This window comes from Candidatus Melainabacteria bacterium (assembly GCA_003963305.1).
GTDB lineage: Bacteria > Cyanobacteriota > Vampirovibrionia > Obscuribacterales > Obscuribacteraceae > PALSA-1081.
The window spans coordinates 1-23878 of record RXJR01000003.1 but is presented as its reverse complement, the minus strand read 5'-3'; the positions used below and the strand labels follow the sequence as shown (position 1 = coordinate 23878).

The window sequence follows — 23878 nt, the reverse complement described above, 5'->3', positions numbered from 1 at the left end:
AAGATATTAGTTGCCGGCACGATGCCGAATCAAAAAGACGCGCTGCTCAAGGGCAACTGCCTCAATCTCACGGCTGGTTTTGTGGAGCAAATCTGCGTAATTTTCAAGACAGGCTGCGACGTTCGCATGATCAGGACCAAGAGTATTTTCCCAGATTTCGACGGAGCGCTGATAGAGCGACTCGGCGCGAGTGTAATTACCATTCTGGTGATATAGCCATCCCAAATTATTCAAACTCTCCGCCACCTTGGGATGCTCACTGCTTAGCTGCTTTTCCCTGATCGTCAGTGCTCGCAAATGCAAAGCTTCTGCCTTAGGAAATTGGTCCTTCTCTGTATAAAGAGACGCCAGTAGCGTAAGTGTGTTGGCAATGGTTGGATGGTCGACACCCAAAGCCTTTTCCTGAATCTGTAGAACCCGCCGAAGATAAGGCTCGGCATCACCGTTGCGCCCTTGCTCATAATAGAGCCGCCCCAGGCTGCTGAGAACTTGGCCTACATCCAGGTGGTCCGGTCCCAACTGCCTCTCACGAATCTCTAGCGATTTCTTGTACAGTGGTTCTGCCTGAGAATATTTACTCATCATCCGATAAAGATCGGCAAGACTGAGCATGCCAGCCGCGGTGCTCAAGTGCTCGACTCCCAGATTGCGCTCCTGGATTGGCAAAGCTCGCCTGAACAGTGGCTCAGCGTCGGAATATCGGCCCTGGGCCAGATATACCAGGGCCAGATTGTTTAAAGCTTCGCCAATATCTTCGTGTTCGACGGCCAAAGCGCGCTCGCGAATGTCTAATGCCCGTTTCAACATTTGTTCGGCTTCGTCGAAACGACTTTCATGATAAAGACTCAAACCCACAGCCGTGAGATAGTCAGCAAATTGCGGGTGTTCACTTCCCAAGAGGGTTTCTTTCTCGGGCAAAAGTTCCATCAGTGCGTCAATTTTGTTGCCCATAAAGAATCCTGCAGACGTCGTAACTATGATATCAAAGCAGTAAGCCGGATTTTCGGGAGCGGAAACGAACCCAGGAAAGGGCGCCAAGCCTTACCCAGTGGCAATTGCAGGGCACCCTTTCGATTTTAAACTGATATCAGTTTAAAACCAGGAACCGAGATTTATTTATCCCGTTCCACAGTCTCGATCGCAGCCTGGGCTGCCGCTAGACGCGCAACCGGCACTCTAAATGGCGAGCAACTTACATAGGCAAGCCCTATCTGGTGGGCAAAAGCGATCGACGATGGCTCACCACCGTGCTCTCCGCATATTCCCAGCTTCAAATCAGGGCGCGTCTGCAAGCCGTATTCGACGGCAATTTTCATGAGCTTGCCGACACCATTGCGGTCCAGGACTTCAAATGGATTACTTTCGAGAATTTTTCCCCTGACACCGTTGGCATCGATGCCCTCGAGATAACGATTCAGGAACTTACCCTCAGCATCGTCACGGCTATATCCAAAAGTCATCTGGGTCAAGTCGTTTGTGCCAAAGCTGAAAAATTCAGCGTGCTCTGCGATTTCATCTGCGGTTACACAGGCTCGCGGAATCTCGATCATAGTTCCGAATTTATAATCGATGTTTGTCTTTTCCCGTTCCATAACTTCCTTAGCAGCAGCCTCTAAAACGCTACGTGCCGTCTTCAGCTCATTTACATGGCCGACCAGAGGAATCATGATCTCGGGCAAAACCTCGATGCCTTCTTTTTTCACTGCAATGGCAGCTTCAAAGATTGCTTGCACCTGCATCTTATTTATCTCGGGATACACAAGACCGAGACGGCAGCCGCGCAGACCCATCATGGGATTGGACTCATGCAACTCGTTCACTTTCTGGAGAAGCAATTCCTTCTCCCGCAGTTGCGCACCCTTAACTCCCTTGGCTTTCATGGTGGCAACTTCTTCGATCAGCGCCTCCATTTTGGGGAGGAACTCGTGCAACGGCGGATCAAGCAGGCGAATCGTCACCGGCAGCCCCTTCATTTCACGGAAGATACCGATAAAATCTTCGCGCTGCATAGGCAAGAGCTTAGCTAATGCGGCTGTTCGTTCGTCCAGTCCGGCCGCCATGATCATTTCTTGAACAGACGGAAGTCTGTCTTGACTCATGAACATATGCTCGGTTCTGCACAGACCTATACCTTCAGCACCGAAATCACGAGCAACGCGAGCATCTTCTGGAGTGTCAGCATTAGCTCGCACTCTCAACTTGCGAACCTTATCAGCCCAACCCAAAAGCGTCTTGAACTCCTGAGAGAATTCCGGTTCATGACGCGCAATCGCGCCGCTGAAAATCTCTCCGGTAGAGCCGTCGATTGAAATCACGTCACCTTTTTTGAATGTCTTTCCGTTTACAGTAAACTCTTGTTTATGCATGTCGATTTTTACTGCTTCACAGCCTGCGACACATGGTTTCCCCATGCCTCTGGCAACCACCGCAGCATGACTGGTCATGCCACCACGCGTGGTGACTACACCTTGAGCTGGAACAATACCGTGAATATCGTCAGGGCATGTTTCAATACGCACCAAAATCACTTTCTCGTTCTTTTCAGCAAGTTTTTCCGATTCATTCGGGTCAAAACAAATAAGTCCTATAGCGGCTCCCGGAGACGCATTCAATCCGGTGGTGAGTAAGCGCCCTTCATCTTTTGCTTTAGCCTTTTCAGACGGCACAAAACTCGGCAAAAGCAATTGATTCAATTGCATCGGCTCGACCCGCGACAGAGCCTCATTCACACCAATAATATTCTCATTGTTCATGTCGACAGCCAGCTTCACTGCAGCTGCGGCTGTACGTTTTCCTGTACGGGTTTGGAGAATAAATAGACGTTCGTGCTCAACAGTAAACTCGATATCCTGCATATCCTTATAATGTTTTTCGAGCTTACCGACTGTAGCCAGCAGTTCCTCATAAACCTTCGGCATTTCTTTTGCCATCTCGGCAATTTTCTTTGGTGTCCGAGTGCCGGCGACAACATCCTCGCCCTGAGCATTAACCAGGTACTCGCCGTATAATGCCTTCTCGCCAGTGCTCGGATTGCGGGTGAAGCAAACGCCCGTTCCGGACTTGTCGTTGAGATTGCCAAACACCATGGCCTGAATATTTACCGCCGTACCGAGATTGTGATCGATCTTGTTCAAATTTCGGTAGTAGATAGCGCGGTTGTTATTCCAACTTTTGAACACTGCTTCGATGGCACCGGTCAACTGCTCAGTTGTGTCCTGCGGAAATGGCTTGCCATGCTGCTTGAGTACAAGCTCCTTATATTCCTTGACCAGTTCCTTGAGATGATCAGCAGTCAAGTCAGGATCATTTTTAATGCCTAAATCGTCTTTTTTATCCTCAAGGATGTCTTCAAATTTGTCTTTATGGATTTCGAGCACAACGTTGCTGTACATCTGAATAAAACGCCTGTAGCTGTCCCAGGCAAAACGAGGATTGTTAGTCAGTTTCGCAAGAGATTCAACTGTCTTATCGTTCAAACCAAGATTCAAAATTGTGTCCATCATTCCCGGCATCGAGAACTTGGCACCAGATCGAACCGACAACAAGAGCGGCTTTTCGAGGTCGCCTAGCTTTCTATCAAGCGACTTTTCAACTTGCTTCAGTTCCTCGAGCACTTCATCGAAAAGCCCGGCAGGCACCTTCTGTCCATGTTCGTGATAAGCTCGGCAAACTGAAGTAGCGATGGTCAAACCTGGAGGAACATTGACACCACTGGCGGTCATCTCGGCCAGTCCGGCACCCTTGCCACCAAGATACTCCTTCATGGCAGAACGCGTCGTATCAGTGAGTTCTTTCGAATCTCCCTGAAACGCTTTGTACGCGTCTGCAAACAAAAGCACTCTTTTCATTTCGGTGCCTTTTTTGATTGTTGTCGATCCGGTGGTGCTCATCATGCTCGCTTTCTCCAGTTTGCTATGAGTGTGGTTGGTTGGTGGTTCCGTGTTATTGACGAAGGTGTAAGTAAATTTCGCTGGATGTTTCTTCGATTGCTTTGGCAGACACGTCTATGACGTGGCACTTCAATTCACGAAACAACTTTTTGGCTTGTCGCACTTCCTGACGAATGCGGTCGGGATCAGCATAGTCAGTACTGGTTGGCATACCGAGAATTTGAGCACGAGTGGTGCGGATGTCTTGCAGCAAGTAAGGGTCAATATGCAGCCCAACAATCTTGCGAGGATTGATCTGGAATAAGGCGAGCGGAGGCTCGACACCGGAGACGATGGGAACGTTAGCCGCTTTGAGTCCATAGTGATGCGCCAGGTACATGCAGTTCGGGGTCTTGCTCGTCCTGGAAACACCCGTAAGCACGACGTCAGCCTGAGTAATACCATCGGGATTTTTTCCGTCATCAAATCTAATTGCGAAATCTACTGCTTCAATGCGGCGGAAGTAGGTTTCATCGAGTAAATGCAATCGACCCGGTTGAGACATAGGAGCCGTACCGGTCAGCGACGAAATGCGTGTGATTAAAGGACCGAGCAAATCGACCGTTGGAATGTTGAACTTACGAGCTTCCTTTTCCAGAGTTTCCCGATACTCCGGCAATACAAGCGTATAAGCGATAACAGCGTTGCCATGCGATACTTCGCGAACCAGACCAGCCAGTTGCTGACAGCTGCGCACTTGCGGCAGCCGGTAAATCGAGGCCCGCCCGGGCTGAAATTGGACGAGAGCTGCTCTGGCAACCGCTTCGGCAGTCTCACCACTGGAGTCAGAAATCGTAAAAACGATGAGTTCGCGCGTTTCAGTCGGAAACGGCGAATCTATTTCTAGGGCAGGATTTTCGTGCTGTTCCACTACATCACCCGCAACATCGCAAAGCTCTAAAAGCAATGCGCTCTAGTATTGGGCTCAATGTTCACACGGGTTAAGCCAAAACTGTTGAAACAACAGATAACTTTAATAAGGTCTACTCACCTTCATCTTCTGGGCTCAGACGGAGACAGTCAAATTGAGAGCTTTCATGACCGTCAAAAGGTCCAGCCCAGCAGTTGTCAACTTAAGCAAATTTCCCTGGTTACAGCCCGGCACACTCACTGACATGCTGTACTTGATACATCCTAGATAGGGAGCGCCTGTTCGCGAGAAAAGAGCCATGGCAAAATCCTCGCGCCGCATCCGATTCTCTATTTCAGAGCCCATGCCGGAGGCAGTCTCCACAGTAGCCAATCCAACCACGACAATGCGCTGCATCGTCAGATAATACGCATTCAGCACAAGCTGTTCGATGGCATCAGAAGCATGCCTGGCGACCAGAATGCAAGGGAGGTTCGCTTTGCGCACAATGTTTGCCGTATCTTGCCACTCGATCACTTTGGATCCGGACTCAGAGGCGTCGAAATAAACTGGCGTCGCCGCTCCCCCTGGCAACTCAACTAAAGTCAAAGACTCTCCGTCTCGATTCTGACTGATGGCCTTGTGAAAATCAGCCTCGCGCATGCTGCCAGACGTTTCCAGAAAAATCTGATGGTAGCCTGGCGGTGTTTGCGAAACACTACTGATGAATGACAGCTCGGACTCAGAGGTTCGATTTTGACCAAAAACAATGGGTTTAATGGCTCGAGTTTTAAAACCCTGCTCTCGCAAAGCTCCGGCCATGCCGGAGAGCAATACCGTTTTACCGCAAGCAGCTCCTGTGCCAACAACGGCGAGACAGTCTGTCAGCTTCTTCTTCTTACTCGATTGCAAGGTTCAATTCCGAGTGGAGTGGTCAATATTGTAACCGCCCAGTTGAATTCTTGAGCTTTCGCTTATCTCACTCACGATAAGCGGAAACCGTTCAGATTAGAAATGAGGTATCACACACTTGATGAATCGGTCACACACTCGGTGACTCGGTCACACACTCACTGAATCGTTCGCAGATTTCGTGCTTACTCACTTACTTACGAGCGTTTATCGCGACAGGATTGATGTCATCAATTTTTCGGTGACAAACTTCAACGGCTGATTTAAGTTGCACGTCTTTCATGTCTTCAGGAACACGCTTGGCTGCTGGTCCATCGGGATCAGCCCACCATGGACCTCTACCTTCCTTGAGATCTTTGTCAGTGATTTCCACTTTGACGTCGGGACCGATGCCCTTTTTGTTGATGTCGGTGTCGTTCGGTGTCAAATACCGGGCAATTGTGATGTTGACGCCGCTGCCGTCTTCCAATTTATTGATTCCCTGCACGAGCCCCTTCCCGAACGTGGTTTGCCCGACCAGAGTAGCGCGGCCATTGTCTTTCAAAGCACCACTTGTAATTTCAGAGGCACTGGCACTGTTCTTATTGACCAGCACCACCAGCGGTTGTCTACAGATCGGCTTGCCGTCGGATGGGGACGGATTCTTGTATCCATCTCGATCAACTGTTGAAACTATCACTCCACTGTCCAAAAACATGTTCGAAATTTCGATTGCATTTGTCAGCAATCCGCCAGGATTATCACGCAAATCAAGTACTATTCCTTTCGCACCAGACATTTTGACGAGAGCCTCACTCATCTCGCGATTCGCCTGTTGCGAAATAAAACTGCTCAAGCGAATATAGCCAACCTGCGAATCAAGCATTTTAGCCGTCTGAACAGCTTTAATTGCAATCTCGGCCCGCACGACGGTTACTTTAATACGCTCTTTCTTGCGCATCAGGACAAGATTGACTGGAGTATCTATTTTCCCGCGTATGTACTTAGCCGCGTCTTCGACAGAAAAACCTTTGGTCGCCTTGCCATCTATCTCAGCAATCTCATCCCCCGGTTGCAATCCGGCTCTAGAAGCGGGCGTATCGTCAATGGGCGTGATGACAATGACTCTGTGATCCTTGTCAATTCCGATCTGAATTCCAATTCCAAACAACTTGGCGTCGATTTGCGACTTCTCATCAGCGAAAGCATCAGTGTCCAGAAATCTGGTGTAACGGTCTCCGAGGCTAGCCAGCATCGTCTCAATTGCTTTATGAGCATCTTCGAGAGTCTTCAGCTTCCCGTCGTATCGGTGCTGCCACCTCTCCCAGTTCTGTTTACCAAGCGTGTCAGGCTCGTAAAAATCGTCCTTAATCAGATTGAAAACACGCTCGTAAAGCCGATCTGGATCAACAGTCCGATCACCTCGCATGGTCTGAATCAGCCTGGGCAACTCAGACTCAGAAGCGACTATAGTAAATTTTCTATCGCTGGCAATAACACTCGAATCGACTAGAGAAAATGCCAGGGCAAAAGGAATTGTAAGTAAAAGTTTCCGGCGCATATAAGTATCCTGGAGACTGTCGGGAGCTGGATTTTTCACGCTTGCCCGCTGTTCTACTTAGCGGCAACTCACTGTTTTCAATGGTTTCAGCCTCAGAAAAGACTGACCGGCAAGGCGTAAATTTTCGGAATGATGGCTCTGGTGATGGACTTTGACATGGTTTATATACCCATTATGCGCAAGTCCTAGACATTTTGCTCGATTCTGCGGGTGTTAGTATATGCCGAGCAACCCGAAGTGGAGTTGCTTATGGAGTTCAATCGAGGAGAAATCGCAGTCGTGGACAAGCTTTCAGCAAACATCGGCATATTTGGCGGGTCTGGTTTCTACAAACTCTTTGACGAGTTCGAGGAAAGACAGATAGAAACACCTTACGGTGCGCCCAGCGACAGCGTCGCAATCGGAAGCATAGCCGGCAAAAAAGTGGCGTTCATTCCTCGACACGGTGGAAAGCACACAATCGCTCCACACAAAATCAACTATCGGGCTAACTTATGGGCCATGAAGTCACTGGGCGTAACGCGTTTGATTTCACCTTGCGCCGCAGGCAGCCTGCAGAAACATGTCAAACCCGGCGATTTCGTTATTTGCGACCAGTTTGTCGACCGCACCAGCGGACGAATCGATACGTTCTACGAAGGTCCCATCGCCACTCACGTTTCGGCGGCAGAAACATACTGCCCTGAATTGCGCCCCCTGGCCGTCAAGGCTGGCGAAGCATGCGGTATCACGATGCATCCCCAGGGCACAGTAGTTGTAATTCAAGGTCCTCGGTTCTCATCCAAAGCCGAGTCCATCTGGTTTGGAGCACAAGGATGGGAAGTTATAAACATGACCCAATATCCGGAAGCTCATCTGGCTCACGAACTGGAAATGTGTGTCGTCAACATTTCACTGATCACAGACTACGATTCCGGGCTCCACGGCAACGTCGAACCTGTTTCTCACTCGGAAGTGATCAAAGTGTTCGGTGCAAATCTAGGCAAGCTGCAGAATCTGCTCGTCAAATTTGTCGAAACCATTCCTGACAAGCGGGCCAATTGCAAGTGCGCCGAAACGCTCTTGCACTCGCGCGCCTGAGAGACTGTCAAGAACACTTAATCAAATCAGCCCTTAAGCGCTAAGTTTAAGGGCTATATTAAGTTGCTCTGATATGCTGAACCATTACTTGCTGAACCGTTACTTGGGCGAATTCAGAAAAATTTCTGCCGCCGAGCTCAGTAAGCAAATTCCAGCTTGAATTTTGATCGCTAATCATAGAAACGAAATCAATGCCGGCAATCTCAATCAATCATGTAGTTGCAGTCCTTGGCGCAGTACTCGCGCTCAGCTCTTACATGGTTTTGAAGATGTACGGGGCGCCTGACAAGATCTGTGTCGGTGGCGGCATCCTCTCGGCACTGGTGGTAGCGATCTTCTGGTCATGTGTGTTGTTGGGAGCCGAAGATGAGGACGAATAATACTATGTTCAAACTAGGTGCTGCGCTCATAAGCGCCACAACGTTGATTGGCAATATTGCGTTGCCGTCTCAAGCTTTGACGTCTCATGCGTCAGCAAAGGACGCAGGGACTCTGCCGCAAAAATCAACCAAAATAGCACTGACCAGTGGCTCAGAACCGGAAAAATTCACCTGGAAGAAGCCACTTATTCCCGTCACTCAGGATTTCACATTACCGAACGGACTGCGCGTAATCCTCTCCGAAGACCATACAGTGCCTGTCGCTGCAGTCGCTATCGTTTATGATGTCGGAGCGCGAAACGAACAGAAAGGGCGCTCCGGATTTGCCCATCTATTCGAACACATGATGTTCGAGGGATCAGAAAACGTCGGCAAAACAGAGCACTTCAAATATGTCGAAAGCGCTGGAGGTTCGCTGAATGCCTCTACACATGCCGACTTCACTAACTATTTCGAAAAAATTCCCAGCAACCAACTGGAACTGGCCCTCTGGTTAGAATCAGACCGCATGCGTTCCTTGAAAGTAACACCAGAAAATTTCGAAAACCAACTGCAAACAGTAAAAGAAGAAAAACGATCACATATCGACAACCAGCCTTATGTTCCCGCCGCGCTGAAACTGGAAGAAGTGACTTTCGATAACTGGTCGAACGCGCATCCGGTCATAGGTTCGTTCGAAGATCTCGAGGCGTCATCGATTGCCGACGTAAGAAGTTTCTTCAAAACATACTATGCACCCAACAATGCAGTTATGGCTATTGTTGGAGACTTTGACGCACCGTCCGTGCGTAAGCTGGTGGAAAAATATTTCGGCAGCATACCTGCGCAACCTAAACCAAAAGCACCTGATGTAGCCGAGCCCCAGCAAACAAAAGAAAAGTATGCCAAGGTCGAAGACCCTCATGCTCAACTGCCAGGCTTCTGGATGGCATGGAAAGCACCAGCCAAGCGAGATCCCGATTACTACACCCTCGGTATCATTCAAACGCTTCTTTCAGCCGGAGACTCCTCTCGTTTCTACCAGCGCATGGTCAAAGGCGACCAGATCGCTTTAAAAGCCGATGCACAATATGACGAGCGACGCGGACCAGGGGCATTCGAAACGTTCGTCATCTTCAAGCCTAATACAACCGCAGAGAAAGCCAGAGAGATTGTCTGGAGCGAACTGGAGAAATTGAAAACCACACCAGTCTCTGAAACAGAACTCGATAAATCGAAAAACCAGGTTCTAAGAGCACTGTTTTCTTCGAACAGTTATACGTCTGTGCAGCGAGGGCTGGCAAGAGCGGAGATGCTGGCCGAGTACGGCTCATTCTTCAATGATCCCAAAGCAATAGATGCAGACATTGAGGGCTACATGAACGTAACTCCTGCCGATATCCAACGCGTTGCAGCGAAGTATTTCACGAAGGAAAAAACCACTGTCATCGATGTGGTACCGACAAAGAAAACTGCTTCGTCAGCGGCAGAAACAGAAAAGAAATAGCTATACCGGTCAAAGATCCGCCCTCCACTTTTGAGAGTGCGAATCGAGAGTAATATTGCAAGTCTAAGGAGCAGTCATGGATTACTTAACTAAAGCAGCGCTATCAAGTAAAGCAGTGCTATCGAGTAAAGCAGCGCTATTGGGTAAAGCAGCGGTATCGGTATCGAGCCCGAGCACCACTGCGCAACCAGCCAGTTTCACAAAAACAGTACTTAGAGGCAACTCGAATTCTCGGTTGATCAAGACACTTTGTGCGGCGCTGAGTCTGAGCCTCGTCGCACTGACGCTCCCAAACGCCAGTCTGGCTGATGTGGCGAACAACAAGCCAGCAGCGAAGTCTGGTGCCAGCAACAGCCTCACCAAATCTGGTGCCTCGAACATCGACACCGGTAAACTTGAAGTCCCTTCGGCCTCGGTCAGCAACGAGCAGTGGCGGAAGAACCCGCCTTCTTCGCCGCCACCACGTCCATTCAAGCTGCCTACAATCACCTCTTACAAACTCGACAATGGTTTGCAGGTACAGCTAATAGAAGATCACCGCGTTCCGTTCCTCACTGTCGCACTGGGCATCAAGGCTGGTTCCGCCCTCGAACCCAAAGACAAACTGGGGCTAGCCGAGATGACGGCTGATATGCTCAATGAAGGCACAACAACCAAAAAGAGCAAAGAAATCGCAGACGAAACCGACTTCATCGGCGGTGGACTGAAAGCGGTCTCCGACTTCGATTTCACGATCGTCAGCGGCTCAGCGCTCTCGAAATATAGTGACCGGCTCGTGAACCTCCTCAGCGATATCGTCTTTCATCCAACCTTTCCGGAAGAAGAGTTGAAGCTGGCAAAAACGAACTTGACCCAGGCACTGGCGATGAAACGAAGTGAACCTGATTTCCTGGTCGAGGAGCGGTTTAACAAAGTAGTCTTCGGCGACCATCCTTACTCAGTTGTCGCGCCGACTCCAACTACGATTGAAAATATCGCCCGCAAAGACCTGCAAGAATTTCACGATTCGCACTATTTGCCTAACGAAGCGACACTCGTTATCGTAGGTGATTTCGATCCCGCGCACTTGAAGCAACAAATCGAATCCAAGTTCGGAACAGGAATTTGGAAGTCTGGCACGATGCCAGTTGCAGACATGCCACAGTTGCCCAAGCAGAACGGAAGAAAGATTTACCTGGTTGACAGACCGGGGTCCGTCCAGTCATCAATCAAACTGGGCAACGTCGCCATCAATAAAGCCGATCCTGATTATTTTCCAGTTCAAGTCGCCAATCAAATATTAGGCGGAGCTGCGCACTCAAGGCTTTTCTTGAACATCCGCGAACAGAAGGGCTACACCTATGGAGCTTACAGTTCAGTCGCTGCACACCGCCAGCGGGGACCATTCGCCGCAGAAGCAGAGGTGCGGACAGAAGTGACAGCACCATCGCTGGAAGAATTTCTCTATGAACTGAGCAGAATTCGCGATGTGAAAGTAACCGATAAAGAGTTGAAAGATGCAAAAACATACATCGTCGGGTCATTTCAACTCGGTCTGGAAACTCAAGCGGGACTGGCACAGAGATTGCTCGAGTTGAAACTTTATGACTTGCCGGATAATTATCTCGAGACATACGCAGATAAAGTGATGGCTGTCACATCGGAGCAAATTCGCAAGGTTGCCAGAAAGGTGATCGACACCAACAACATTGTCATTTCAGTTGTTGGTGATGCCGCCAAGATAAAGCAGGACTTGCAATATTTCGCACCAGTGGAAGTTTATGACACAACCGGTAAGCTAAGCAGCGACGCCGCAAGTAATCCGCTCAGCCTGTGAATTCCGCTCAGCCTGCGAATTCCGCTCAGCGTGAGAATTCCGCTCAGTCTGCCATATCTACTGGTTCCGCAGCCGTCTAAAGAGCAGATAACTGCATAGAGAGGTACTCCAGGCATACAACGGCCAGACGCCGACATGCAATTCTGCAGTACCGGGTATGACACCAGCTGTAAGCACGCCGACTACCCAACCAAGACTCAGAGCGGCCATGGCCGGCCACAACACACCGGGATGAAACGATTCTGCGTCACTCGCTAATTCTGATTGCGCAGCAGAACTCCGGTCATTCACTGATTCTGACTGCGTAAAACTCCCGTCACTCGCTGATTCTGATTGCGTAGAACTCCGGTCACTTGCGGACTCTGATTGCGCGACAGAACTCCGGTCACTTGCGGACTCTGATTGCGCGACAGAACTCCGGTCACTGGACTTTTCTGATTTCTCTCTGGAACTGAACGCCTTGCCACGACGGCGAATCCAAAAGTACTCCACCACTAGGATGATTGTCACGCACGGCAATACGATACTGTTGAAAGACGAAAGAATTTCAAAGGCCTTTCCATAAAATGTCAAAATAATGGCTACCACAGCCGTGAATGCCATCATCGAAAGTACCAACCGCTTTCTATTTACTTGAACCAGATTTTCAATAGAATTAATCGACCCATATAAATTGGCATCACCGGCAGCGAAATAAGAAGCGGTCAGAACGATAGCAGCGAAAAGAGTGGCTTTACCGAAGGAAAAGGCAGTTACTGCCCCTGTCGCGGTGGAAAGGTCTTCGATGTGCACCAATCTGGAAAGCATCCATCCAGAGGCAGGAAAGATTATCTGCCCAATCAGGATTGATACCACAAGCGGTATCGAAGTGGTCCACAAATTAGGTCTGGCGAAACGCCAGAAATCAGGTTCGTTTCCCCACACCGAATATCCGATCACAAATGACGAAATGACTGACAGGCAGGTGGCAAAAGATCCAGTTCCTGCCTCTGTCCAAACGCCCACTGAAGTCATGGCACTCGTCTTCAAGCAAAGGGAAAAAATCCACAAAATCAAAACGGGAGCAGCGAAAAATTTTGCAAAATTTGCCACACCTGCAAAACCAAACAGATTGTTGGCAGCCATAAGTATTGAAGCAACAGCTGCAATTACCTGAGTCGACAGAGGAATGTCGAACAGTCCTTTCAATTCGACTGCAATGAAACCTGCGATCATGGCGTACCAGACGAGGAACAAAAAAGTTTGTAGTGCAGAGATAACCTGCGACCCCAGTTTTCCAAAGACAGATCTGGTCAAAAGGGCGAAGTTAAGCCCGGTGACTGCGCCTAGATGACTGGCACTGAGAGCATAGCCAAGTAAAATCAGACAGCTTACAAACGCACCGGCAAGCACTTGTTTAAACGAAAAACCAGCCTTATGCCATTCGTAGCCGACCAAGACGGATGGAAATCCCGACACCATGGTAATCCACAAAAGACCCATGCTGAGCGGTCCATAACGGCGATCGAGCGGCACCGCACAAGTCGCGAAATCTTCGCGAACTGACTGATCGCTCTCTTCCATCCTTATGGCTTCTTGCTTTGGAATTCAAAGATGTAGGTAGACTTAAAGGCAAGCTCGCCCCGCTCGCGCGTCTCATCATCGAGAATCAAGATGGGAAATGGCACCCGAGCCACCGTCTGCGTCTGCACTTTTAGCTGTCTGACACCGGCAATTTTTTCGTCTTTGTACTCGAGAAAAGTAGGGTGCTCGATAAAATAACCACCCTGAGGCGACTCATTCAAACCATCTTGGGCAGCCTTTTGCGTAGTAATCGAATCTTTTCCGCTCAAGGCCGCCCGGGCTGCCTGCCGAACCGCTTCTCTGCAAGCATCATCGTTGTACTGCTTTGCCAGGTACATAACAAAAACATTGCTGATCAGGAGAGAGAGAACAGTGAGGAGAAAAACCGCGAGTCCTATCTCAGCCAGGCTGTGCCCTAAGTAGTTACGAGGTTTCGATTTCAAGTTTGACTTCCAAAAGACATGTGACGGCTTTCAGTTAATACAACAATTATAATAAACTACCGCGCTCGAGGCGCAAAGCTAATTTATGCGCTCAGCCTTCGGATATACCGCTAAGCTCGCCCAGAAACGGAAGCTCCCGATAGTGCTCGGCGTAGTCGAGTCCGTAGCCGATGACGAACAGATCATCGATTGTAAAACCAACATAGTCAGGTTCACAAGGCACAACGCGACGCGACGGCTTATCGAGAAAGACAGCCATTTTCAGTGATTTTGGATTAAATTGGTCCTTCAAATATTCGAGGAAAAATTTGGCGGTACGTCCCGAATCCACAATATCCTCAACAACCAGAATGTGGCGATATCGAATATCGGGTAGATCAAGCCACGGAGCCTGCACATGACCGGAACTCTCTGTACCTGCACCATACGAACTGAGACGCACAAACTCGATTTGCAAGGGCTCATTGGTGGAGATGTTGCGCACCAGATCGGCAAGAAAGCAAAAAGCTCCTTTCATAACACCTATGATTACTGGTTTTTCAAGGTCTGCGTAGTCACGGCTAATTTCTTTGCCAAGCTCACGAATACGATCTTGTATGGTTTGCGAAGAGTAAATTTCCTTGATGTTAGCCACGACTTTCTCCGAAATGAAGCACCAAATATAGTTCCACTCGAGCGTTAGACGAGAGTGAACTCTCCTCAGGCTCTCGGAAGTGAGCAAGAAAGTCCTCATTTTACGACCTTTGAGAGCGTCTAGAATATTTAGTGGTACTCAGACAAAGTCAAAGGATCTAATGACAATTGCTCTAGCTGATTGGCACGACATCTTGACAGTCCTGCGCGAAAGCTATCAAATTTGGTCGCCCGGGCTGCGAAAAGATGAGTACCACGAATACATCTGGCGACAAATTAATCATCCCTGGGCGCGACGAAACTACAAGTTTTTCGTTCTGAAACACAATTCACAAGTTGTAGCCAGCTGCAAGCTCTACACAGTTAATCTGACTTATCGGGGACGAAGCTACCTGTTTGGCGGAATAGGCGCAATCTACAGTATGAAGGCTGTGCGTGGATGTGGTTACGGACGCGAAATAGTTACGGAGATCGTTGACTATTGCTTCAATAATGACTACGACGGCACAATACTTTTTTCCGACATAGACCCCGAATTCTACGACCGCCTCGGTTTCACTGAATTTGGCTCAGCAGATTTCAGCGTTCACTTACCGAAGCAGCAAGTCGCAGCCGAATTTTCATCATCGGACTCAGCTGGGGGACCGTGCAGTACCGGGAGTAACGGGAGTGCCGGGAGTATCGGGAGTGCCGGGAGTGCCGGGAGTATCGGGAGTTCCGGGAGTTCCGGGAGTGCCGGGAGTGCCGGGAGTATCGGCAGTGCCGGGATGACAGGCAGCGCCGTGTTCACGGCTGGTACGGACGTAACAGGCATCGCGTCAGCAGCGACTGACACGTCTGATGTGAACTATGTGGACGACACCGATGTACCGACGATGATTGCCATTTATTCAAAATGGCAACGCTCTCAGCCATTCGCCTATCAACGCTCGGAATTGTATTTGCAATACAAGTTGGGTCGAGAACGCTATTTGGCAGAACACTCGACTCTGGCATGGCCCAGGTTGGAAATTACATATGCCGTTGAAAATGGCATTCAAACAGGCTATGCCCTGACAGAAAGAGGCGGCAAAAATCTGCGCATATTGGAGATCGTAGGGACTGAATCAGCGCGCCATCAGCTTTGGAACACTTTGGTTGAAAATGCCATTCAGCAAAGCATGCACAAATTAAGAGGGTGGGAGTCAGTAGTCTCTGACCTCTATCCCAGTTTTCGCCTCGACGGCGTCATCGACGACGCTGTTAAGAAATGCCGCCATTTTCCGCCGCTTACAAGCACTCAACGAACCTGGGGACGCCCAATGTACATGCCGTTTGAAACCGAATTAGAAAAATTAGTCGACTACTTTCCATGCCCAATTCTGGAACTAGACCACCTCTGACAACTTTTAGCTGTACAGTATTAAGGCGTTAAACTGATATCGTCTTTAAATTTCGAAAAAACCTTCAAAATCCCCTCCCCGTAGCCTTACAGAAACGAGAAACAATGTCTGAATTTCTTGCCAGTCACCTTCTCCTTGCACAACTTGCAGCCGAAGGAACGAGATTCATTTTCGGAAGCCTTGGCTCGGCAGATTCGCCCTTAATTGGTGCTGCACTCGAGATGAATGCAGACATCCACTATCTGGCAGCGCTGCATGAGGAAATAGCAGGATCGATGGCGATTGGTTACGCGCAGGCTTCAGGACGGCCGGGAGTGGTCAGCCTGCCTGCCGCGACAGGGCTGATCAACAGTCTCTCCAGTCTATACAACGCCATCCACGCCAGGGTCCCGATGATTGTCCTGGCCGACCAGCAAGATACGCAAATTCTGAACGACGAACCACCGCTCTGGGGTGACCTTTGCGAACTTGCCAAGCCGGTAAGTAAGTGGAGTTGCGAACTGCGCACCGCCTCGGAAATTCCTCGGCTTCTCCGGCGTGCCTTCCATGAGGCGAACTCGCCACCGAAGGGTCCCGTTTTCATGTCTCTACCTATCAATATTCTGCTTGACCCAGCCACTGCATCTCCTCTCAAGCCGCCGCAGTCCAGTCCTCTAGGCGCTGCTGACCAGGGTTTTCTGCGAAAAGCAGCAAAAGCACTGGTGGGTTCTCAGCGCCCGGCCATCATCGCCGGGAACGAAGTCTCAGCGTACAAAGCTCGTCGCGAGGTCGTGACACTGGCAGAGGTAATCGGCTGTCCAGTTTTTTGTGAGCCAATGCCAACCGGGGTGAACTTTCCCAATCGCCATCCTCAGTTTGCGGGAGTACTGCCCCTCAATCTCAACAAAGCCAATGAACTCTTGCAGCCCTACGATTGCTTACTTGTGATCGGAATGCAGACACGACTCCCGGCTCGTCCCCAGGACCCACCACTGATCCCGCCCGGCGTGCATGTCATCCAACTGAACGTGGAGCCTGGATTGTCGGGACGCTCATTGCCATGTGATCTGACTGCAGTGGCTGACATCGGCGAAAGCTTGTCAAGATTGAGAGCAGACATTCAGCTGATCGTAGATTCAAGCTGGGTAAACAAAGCCAAAATGCGGGCTAATGGCACGATTACAGCCATTGAAAAGGTGAGAGAAAAACAGGAAGAACAGTCAGGTTATCCCACTCTCGAGTCGCCAATAACCTTAAGCTGGCTACTAAGACTGGTCGACGCAGTTCGTCCGACAAGTTCAGTTGTAGTGAACGACATCGTTTCCGACAAAGCCGACCCATTCGAAACACTGAGCCTGGAGAACAGCTCATCATATTTCGGCACCAATGGTGGCATTGCCGGTCACGGACCGGCCGCAGCTCTTGGGGTTCAGTGGGCCAGCCCGGAGAACGTCGTTGTTTGCATTACTTCGGATGAATCAATCCTTTACTACCCACAAACGCTATGGACAGCCGCTCATTACGGACTGCATGTCAAATTCGTGGTGGTCAACTCACTGGGTCGAACAAATTACAACGTCAGGCTGACACCATCTGTGCGAAGCGAAGCACGTATATTTCTGGACAATCCACCGCTTGCCTTTACGGAACTGTCACAAGCAATGCGCGTTCCTGGCGCCGCTGTGAGCCTCATGGCTGATCTGGAAGACGCCTTGAAACAAATGTTCGAAACGCCAGGGCCGTTTCTGTTGGACGTACATATCGACGAAAATTCCTGAATCAGCATCTCGACAGCGTTTTAGAGACTACCCATTCTGGTCTCAACTCGCTTAGCACTGCTCTGTGAACGATTTCATGAGGATCGATTCGACTGAGAAGGTGCGGCAATTTTCTTGTTGCAAAACCTTATCGAATGTTGTATTTGAGCGCCTTTCACCACTCACGCTGTTACACTTTAGTCCGTATCGCTCTTAAACAGGGTATTCCAATAGTGAAAACGCTAGCAGCTGACAGCGTCCAAAAAACCGAACAGGGACGTGTCGTAAATGACTTTTCGATTCAAGTCGCAACCGTAAACGGGTCAGGGAGCCAATCCTCGAACAACGTTTTGATGCGTACGATTTTTCAAATGGGCATTCCGGTAAGCGGAAAGAACCTATTCCCATCCAATATTGCTGGGCTTCCAACCTGGTTCACAATCCGGGTCAACAAAGACGGCTATATTGCGCGTAAAGCCGAGACCAATATCCTGGTCGCAATGAATCCCCAGACAGCTTTCGAAGATGTCAAAGCCCTGAAACCAGGAGCGATTTGCATAAGCCCGGTGGAATTGAAACTGAACGAAGTGCGCTCCGATATCAAGCATTATCAGGTGCCCTTCACTGAACTAGCAGCGAAAGCGACTGAGACGATTAAACTGAGAAAGCTGCTCACCAACATGATCTATGTAGGTGTCGTAGCTGAACTGCTCAATCTGGACGAAAAAGAAATCGAGAAAGCTGTGGCTGGTCAGTTCCCAGGCAAAGCCAAAGTGGTACCGCTCAACGTCAACGCCATCAACATCGGACGCGAATGGACCCGCGAGAATCTCAAAAAAGATGATCCTTACTTCATCGAAAGAATGGATAAAACCGCCGGTAAAATTATCATCGACGGTAACGCTGCTGCTGCACTCGGTTCACTCTTCGCTGGTGTAACAGTTGTAGCCTGGTATCCAATCACCCCATCGTCGAGTCTATGCGAAACCCTCATTGATTATTTGCATGAGTATCGCGTCGACGAAAATGGCAAAAACACCTTTGCAGTGGTGCAAGCCGAAGACGAATTGGCTGCGGTAGGAATGGCACTCGGTGCCGGCTGGGCTGGTGCTCGGTCGATGACATCGACGTCTGGTCCTGGTATTTCGCTCATGGCTGAATTCGTTGGATTCGGTTACTTCACTGAAATTCCAACCGTAATCTTCGACGTGCAAAGAGTCGGACCTTCGACAGGTATGCCAACACGCACATCGCAAGCCGATCTTTTCAGCACATATATGCTCTCCCATGGCGATACCAAACACATCGTCTTGCTACCAGGGTCGGTGGCAGAGTGTTTTGAGTTCGCAGGTGCAGCCTTCGATCTGGCTGAGCGCTTCCAAACTCCAGTTTTCGTTCTGACAGACCTCGATCTCGGCATGAACAACTGGATGTCTGATCCGTTCGCCTATCCAACCAAGCCACTCGATCGCGGCAAAGTGCTCAATGCGGAACAACTCGATAAAGTGGGTGAATTCGCCCGGTATAAAGATGTGGACGGAGACGGTATCCCCTACCGCACCCTGCCTGGCACAAATCATCATCTCGCTCCTTACTTCGTTAGAGGCAGCGGTCACACTGAAAAGGCCACCTATACAGAAAAGCCTGAAGACTATAAAAATCTGATGGACAGACTGGAACGCAAATTCCAGACGGCACGCAAGTTTGTGCCGCAACCGGAAGTGCATACCGAACCGAAAGCAAAAGTAGGAATAATCGCCTTTGGTTCCACCCACTTTGCTGTGTATGAAAGTCGCGATCAGCTCAAAGCAGCAAACATTCCAACCAGCTACTATCGCGTCAGAGCACTTCCTTTCACAGAGGATTTGCGCAAGTTCGTCGAAGCTCACGACCGGGTCTACGTCGTCGAACAAAACCGCGACGCACAGCTGCGTGATCTGATCACTCTCGAACTACCTGATATGGCGACGAAACTGCACTCGATCAGACACTACACCGGTCTGCCAGTCGATGCGCAATTCGTCACAGACGAAATCTTGAAGCAGGAGAAAAAATAGTCATGGTTCAGACACCCTCAAATCCAGCACAAAGCACAAACCGTATCGGTCTGACCTTAGCTGACTACAAAGGCGCCCCGTCGACTCTGTGCGATGGCTGCGGTCACGACGCGATCACCTCTCAAATCATCAAAGCCTTCTACGAATTGGGAATAGAACCACATCAAGTAGCAAAACTGAGTGGTATCGGTTGCTCGAGTAAAACTCCTGCATACTTCCTGAACCGTGCCCACGGCTTCAACTCAGTGCACGGAAGAATGCCTTCGGTAGCCACTGGTGCCAACATGGCGAACAAAGATTTGCTCCTCATCGGTGTGAGCGGCGATGGCGATACAGCCTCGATTGGTCTGGGACAGTTCTGCCACCTGGTGCGCAGAAATCTGCCAATGATCTACATCGTAGAGAACAACGGAGTCTACGGGCTCACAAAAGGACAGTTCTCTGCCACCGCCGACATCGGTTCGAAAGCGAAAGGCGGAAAGCTGAACGAATACCAGCCAATCGATCTATGTGGTCTGGCCATCGAACTGGGATGCGGATTCGTAGGCCGATCGTTTGCAGGCGATCCCAAACAGTTGATGGCGTTATTGAAAGCGGCTGCATCACACAAGGGCACTGCTGTACTTGATGTAATCAGCCCTTGTGTTACCTTCAACAATCACGAAGGTTCAACCAAGAGCTACAAATACGCCAAGGAAATGGAAACACCTCTGCACGAGCTGGGATACATTCCGTTTTACGAACAGATCACTGTCGACTACGATCCCGGTTCCGTACAAGATGTTGAATTGCATGACGGCTCGCACTTGCGCTTGAAAAAGCTTGGCAAGGAATACGATCCTCGCAATCGCGAAATGGCAATGTCGACTATGCTCAAAGCTGCCGAAGAAAAACAATTCTTGACGGGGCTTCTGTTCATTGACGAAAAGAAACCTGATTTCGTGAACATGATGGATCTGATTGAAGAGCCGCTTTCATCTCTCCCTGAATCTCGTACGCGTCCAAGCAAGGAAGCGCTCGATAAAATCATGGCTGAGTTGATGTAGTTGACTTGGTTTGACGGACGCGCTGGAAGTAAAAAATGGCACACGTCGACTTAGGCTCAGCAGCTGATTGGGCGCAAGCCATAAGTAGCACCATCGTGCTCTTTTTCATCTACCAGCAGATGAAGCAAACCAATACACAGATGATTCAAAACGACGACCAGGAGCGCTACCGGCGCTCCTGGGAGTTTGTGAAACTCTATCGAGAAGAACTGCGTGAATTCGAAAAACGGCTTGAGAAGCTCGACTGCGATTTCGCAGCGCAAGACTTCGCGCCCGATTCGCCTGAGTTCTGCACATACGTGCAAAATTTCTTTCGACCACGAATGCATCTATACGTGCTTTTAAACCAGATGGTAATGCGGCAGGAAGTTGATGAACGGATGCTGTTTGGCTACCTGGAGGAAGAATTCAACAAATTTGTCGAGATTGGCATCAAGCACTACGGACTTGTAGAATTCAAACAAGAGATAGGCACCAAGATCAATTTGCTGCTTACACTCTGGGGTTCTCAGATAAAATCATCGAGTATTCTTTTTGTGTCAGCAGCTACAGGCTAGTCAATGCTAAACGAGAAAGCCCCGGATTTCTCCCTGGAATCAACAACGGGTCAAGACATAACTCTTTCGAGCCTGGCTGGTTCGTATGTTGTGCTGGTCTTTTATCCGGCAAACGACAGCCCCACCTGCAATAAACAGCTGAGCGACTTCAGCATCAATTCAACCGCCTTGATGGAAACAGACGCCAGAGTCTTCGGAGTAAACACGGCACCGGCAAACAAGAGTCGCTCTTACTGCACGCGGCAGAGATTGGAATTCCCAATTCTCAGCGATCCGGGCGGCAACACTGCAAAAAAATATAAGGCTTTTTTGGGTTGGTTACCGTTCATAAAAAGAACCGTGGTGGTGATCGATCCGGCAGGAAACATTTGCTTTTACGAGCGCGGAACGCCGGCTCCAGAAAGTGTGCTTGAGTGCATTAAACAATCCAAACTGGCGATGCGAAATAATTAGCTGAAAGTCGCACCAGTATTGATTTTCAATATCTCCGCGTGATTTTAGACTGATATCAGCTTAAAATCCACATGACATTACTCAATTGCTTACAGGCTGACCGTTTCGACTTCCATTTACTGAATTGGAACGAACGTGCGGCTGTACCCGTCCAGACTGAAGCGACGGGCAGGAAATTGGGGGTTAAAAGCTGTGGGAATTTCGCTTAGACCAGAATATTTGAAGAGATACAAGGATATAGCCATGCTCTTCGTCAAGTACGGCAGCTCTGACCTCGTAAAAAATGCAGGTCTTGACGAGGCACTGGGCGGCGATGGTCGAGTTCCCCATGAAATTAAGGGTAAGGCCGAAGAGCTGACAAAGGATCTGGAAAAGCTGGGGCCCGCTTTCGTTAAGGTCGGACAGATGCTTTCGACTCGCCCTGATTTCCTGCCCGCCCCATACCTGGAGGCTCTGGCCAGGCTGCAAGACAATTGCGAACCTTTCAGCTTTGCGGAGGTCGAGAAAATAGTTACTTCAGAACTGGGCGTACGCATCTCCAGAGCATTCAAAGAATTTGACGACCGACCGCTCGCGGCAGCATCGCTTGGACAAATCCATCACGCCGTCATGAGAAACGGACGGGAGGTGGCAGTAAAAGTACAACGTCCCGGCATCAGAGATCAGATTATTCAAGACCTGGAGATCCTCAGTGATGTAGCTGAATTCTACGACAACAACACAAGTGCCGGTCGTAAGTACGAATACGGAAAAATGCTCGACGAGTTCAGGCGCACGATTCTGGAAGAGCTTGATTATAAGAAAGAAGCTCATAACCTGGAGACAATGAGAGACAATCTCAAAGAATTCGAGCGCATCTATGTTCCACAAGCAGTAAGTGATTACAGCACCTCGAGAGTGCTGACGATGGATTTTGTAAAAGGCAAGAAGATCACACTGGTGACACCGCTAGAACAAATTGAGTTGGATGGTGAGCCACTTGCTGAAGAGGTATTCCGCTGCTACTTAAAGCAAATTCTGGTTGATGGATTCTTCCATGCAGATCCGCATCCTGGGAATGTTTTTCTCACGCCGGACAAGAAGATCGGATTAATCGATCTGGGTATGGTGGCAAGGATTTCGGCCGATCTGCAATCGAAACTGCTACAGCTGCTCTTTGCTATCAGCGAAGGACATGGTGATGATGCAGCGGAACTGGCATTCGAAATCGGCGAGATCAAACGTGACTTTGACGCAAGAGCTTGCAGAAAGGAAATAAATGATCTGGTTCAGCATGCCTTCGACTCAAATATCATGGACATGGAAATCGGCAAAGTAGTGCTTGCGATTACCAAAACAACTGCCGATCACGGTCTGAAAATGCCTTCGGAATTAACCATGCTCGGCAAAACTCTTCTCAATCTGGATCAAGTTGGGCGAACTCTCGATCCGGAATTTGACCCTAATGCATCAGTGCGGCGCAATGCTGCTCATTTAACACAACAACGTATGATGAAAAGTATATCGCCGGCTGGTTTGTTCAACAGCATGATCGAGACAAAAGATTTTACGGACAAATTGCCCAGTCGCGTAAACAAGATTCTTGATTTGCTTGCATCGAATAAACTTCATATCGAAGTTGAAGCGATCGACGAGAAGGTTTTAACTGATTCATTCCAGAAAATTGCGAACAGAATCACTTCTGGACTAGTTTTGGCGGCGCTGATTATCGGGGCAGCTCTCTTGATGAGAGTGGAAACTCAATTCAAAGTATTTGGATACCCGGGGCTGGCTATGATCTGCTTTATGCTCGCAGCCGGGGGCGGATTCGCCCTTGTAGCCCACATCATGTTTTATGATCAAAAACCGCAAAAACTCAGAGGTGGCAGCAACATGCTACGACCTAAATCGACGGCGTACCACACTTGATCTCGTCGGGACATAATTCGGCATAGGGGGAGCCCTCGCGGGCTCCGCCCTGCCACACCACCGTACAAGCGGGTCCGCATACGGCGGTTCGGTAGTTTAGGCACCAG

The 23878-nt window shown here is 49.5% G+C and carries 19 protein-coding genes; 11 read left to right on the top strand and 8 right to left on the bottom strand.

Annotated elements, in window-relative coordinates; genetic code table 11:
- Window positions 1-6 precede the first annotated feature (6 nt).
- From EKK48_03265 to EKK48_03245, 5 genes are all read right to left on the bottom strand, one after another.
- Complete coding sequence (locus EKK48_03265; GenBank protein RTL45089.1) at window positions 7-951, bottom strand: tetratricopeptide repeat protein; 945 nt, start codon at window positions 949-951, stop codon at window positions 7-9.
- Window positions 952-1112: 161 nt separating this feature from the next.
- On the bottom strand, window positions 1113-3848 hold the full coding sequence (locus tag EKK48_03260) for a pyruvate, phosphate dikinase (protein ID RTL45278.1): 2736 nt from the start codon (window positions 3846-3848) through the stop codon (window positions 1113-1115).
- Window positions 3849-3942: 94 nt separating this feature from the next.
- Window positions 3943-4734, bottom strand: a complete 792-nt coding sequence (locus EKK48_03255; GenBank protein ID RTL45277.1) for a kinase/pyrophosphorylase — start codon at window positions 4732-4734, stop codon at window positions 3943-3945.
- Between the two features lie 201 nt (window positions 4735-4935).
- Window positions 4936-5691, bottom strand: coding sequence for a hypothetical protein (locus tag EKK48_03250; protein RTL45088.1), 756 nt, complete (start codon window positions 5689-5691; stop codon window positions 4936-4938).
- A gap of 193 nt (window positions 5692-5884) precedes the next feature.
- Window positions 5885-7231 (bottom strand): S41 family peptidase, encoded by a 1347-nt coding sequence (locus EKK48_03245; protein ID RTL45087.1) that lies wholly within the window; start codon window positions 7229-7231, stop codon window positions 5885-5887.
- A gap of 249 nt (window positions 7232-7480) precedes the next feature.
- On the opposite strand from EKK48_03245, the gene EKK48_03240 reads away from it, so the two are divergent.
- The 4 genes from EKK48_03240 (at window position 7481) to EKK48_03225 (ending at window position 11993) form a co-directional block, all read left to right on the top strand.
- Entirely contained in the window at window positions 7481-8311 is an 831-nt protein-coding gene (locus EKK48_03240; GenBank protein ID RTL45086.1) for an S-methyl-5'-thioadenosine phosphorylase, read from the top strand.
- Between the two features lie 191 nt (window positions 8312-8502).
- Window positions 8503-8691 (top strand): hypothetical protein, encoded by a 189-nt coding sequence (locus EKK48_03235; protein RTL45085.1) that lies wholly within the window; start codon window positions 8503-8505, stop codon window positions 8689-8691.
- The gene (locus EKK48_03230; GenBank protein RTL45084.1) at window positions 8678-10177 is read left to right on the top strand and encodes an insulinase family protein; all 1500 of its coding nucleotides are present in this window, start codon (window positions 8678-8680) and stop codon (window positions 10175-10177) included. The genes EKK48_03235 and EKK48_03230 overlap by 14 nt, the downstream gene beginning before the upstream one ends.
- Before the next feature lie 76 nt (window positions 10178-10253).
- Window positions 10254-11993, top strand: coding sequence for an insulinase family protein (locus EKK48_03225; protein RTL45083.1), 1740 nt, complete (start codon window positions 10254-10256; stop codon window positions 11991-11993).
- A 57-nt stretch (window positions 11994-12050) separates the two neighbouring features.
- Here EKK48_03225 and EKK48_03220 read toward each other — a convergent pair whose 3' ends face one another.
- From EKK48_03220 to hpt, 3 genes are all read right to left on the bottom strand, one after another.
- Window positions 12051-13556 carry a hypothetical protein gene (locus EKK48_03220; GenBank protein ID RTL45082.1) on the bottom strand — a complete coding sequence of 502 codons (1506 nt, stop codon included), beginning with the start codon at window positions 13554-13556 and terminating at the stop codon, window positions 12051-12053.
- 2 nt (window positions 13557-13558) lie between these two features.
- Entirely contained in the window at window positions 13559-13999 is a 441-nt protein-coding gene (locus EKK48_03215) for a hypothetical protein (GenBank protein ID RTL45081.1), read from the bottom strand.
- Between the two features lie 91 nt (window positions 14000-14090).
- Complete coding sequence (gene hpt / locus EKK48_03210; protein RTL45080.1) at window positions 14091-14732, bottom strand: hypoxanthine phosphoribosyltransferase; 642 nt, start codon at window positions 14730-14732, stop codon at window positions 14091-14093.
- A gap of 61 nt (window positions 14733-14793) precedes the next feature.
- Between hpt and EKK48_03205 the strand changes: the two genes are divergently transcribed.
- The 7 genes from EKK48_03205 (at window position 14794) to EKK48_03175 (ending at window position 23771) form a co-directional block, all read left to right on the top strand.
- The gene (locus EKK48_03205) at window positions 14794-16014 is read left to right on the top strand and encodes a GNAT family N-acetyltransferase (GenBank protein ID RTL45079.1); all 1221 of its coding nucleotides are present in this window, start codon (window positions 14794-14796) and stop codon (window positions 16012-16014) included.
- Window positions 16015-16118: 104 nt separating this feature from the next.
- On the top strand, window positions 16119-17771 hold the full coding sequence (locus tag EKK48_03200; GenBank protein RTL45078.1) for a thiamine pyrophosphate-binding protein: 1653 nt from the start codon (window positions 16119-16121) through the stop codon (window positions 17769-17771).
- A gap of 134 nt (window positions 17772-17905) precedes the next feature.
- On the top strand, window positions 17906-19807 hold the full coding sequence (locus EKK48_03195; GenBank protein ID RTL45077.1) for a 2-oxoacid:acceptor oxidoreductase subunit alpha: 1902 nt from the start codon (window positions 17906-17908) through the stop codon (window positions 19805-19807).
- Window positions 19808-19809: 2 nt separating this feature from the next.
- A complete protein-coding gene (locus EKK48_03190; protein RTL45076.1) occupies window positions 19810-20853 on the top strand; it encodes a 2-oxoacid:ferredoxin oxidoreductase subunit beta in 1044 nt (347 codons plus the stop codon).
- Window positions 20854-20888: 35 nt separating this feature from the next.
- Window positions 20889-21410, top strand: coding sequence for a hypothetical protein (locus EKK48_03185; protein ID RTL45075.1), 522 nt, complete (start codon window positions 20889-20891; stop codon window positions 21408-21410).
- 3 nt (window positions 21411-21413) lie between these two features.
- A complete protein-coding gene (locus EKK48_03180; GenBank protein RTL45074.1) occupies window positions 21414-21863 on the top strand; it encodes a peroxiredoxin family protein in 450 nt (149 codons plus the stop codon).
- Window positions 21864-22061: 198 nt separating this feature from the next.
- Entirely contained in the window at window positions 22062-23771 is a 1710-nt protein-coding gene (locus EKK48_03175) for an AarF/ABC1/UbiB kinase family protein (protein RTL45276.1), read from the top strand.
- Window positions 23772-23878: the final 107 nt, after the last annotated feature.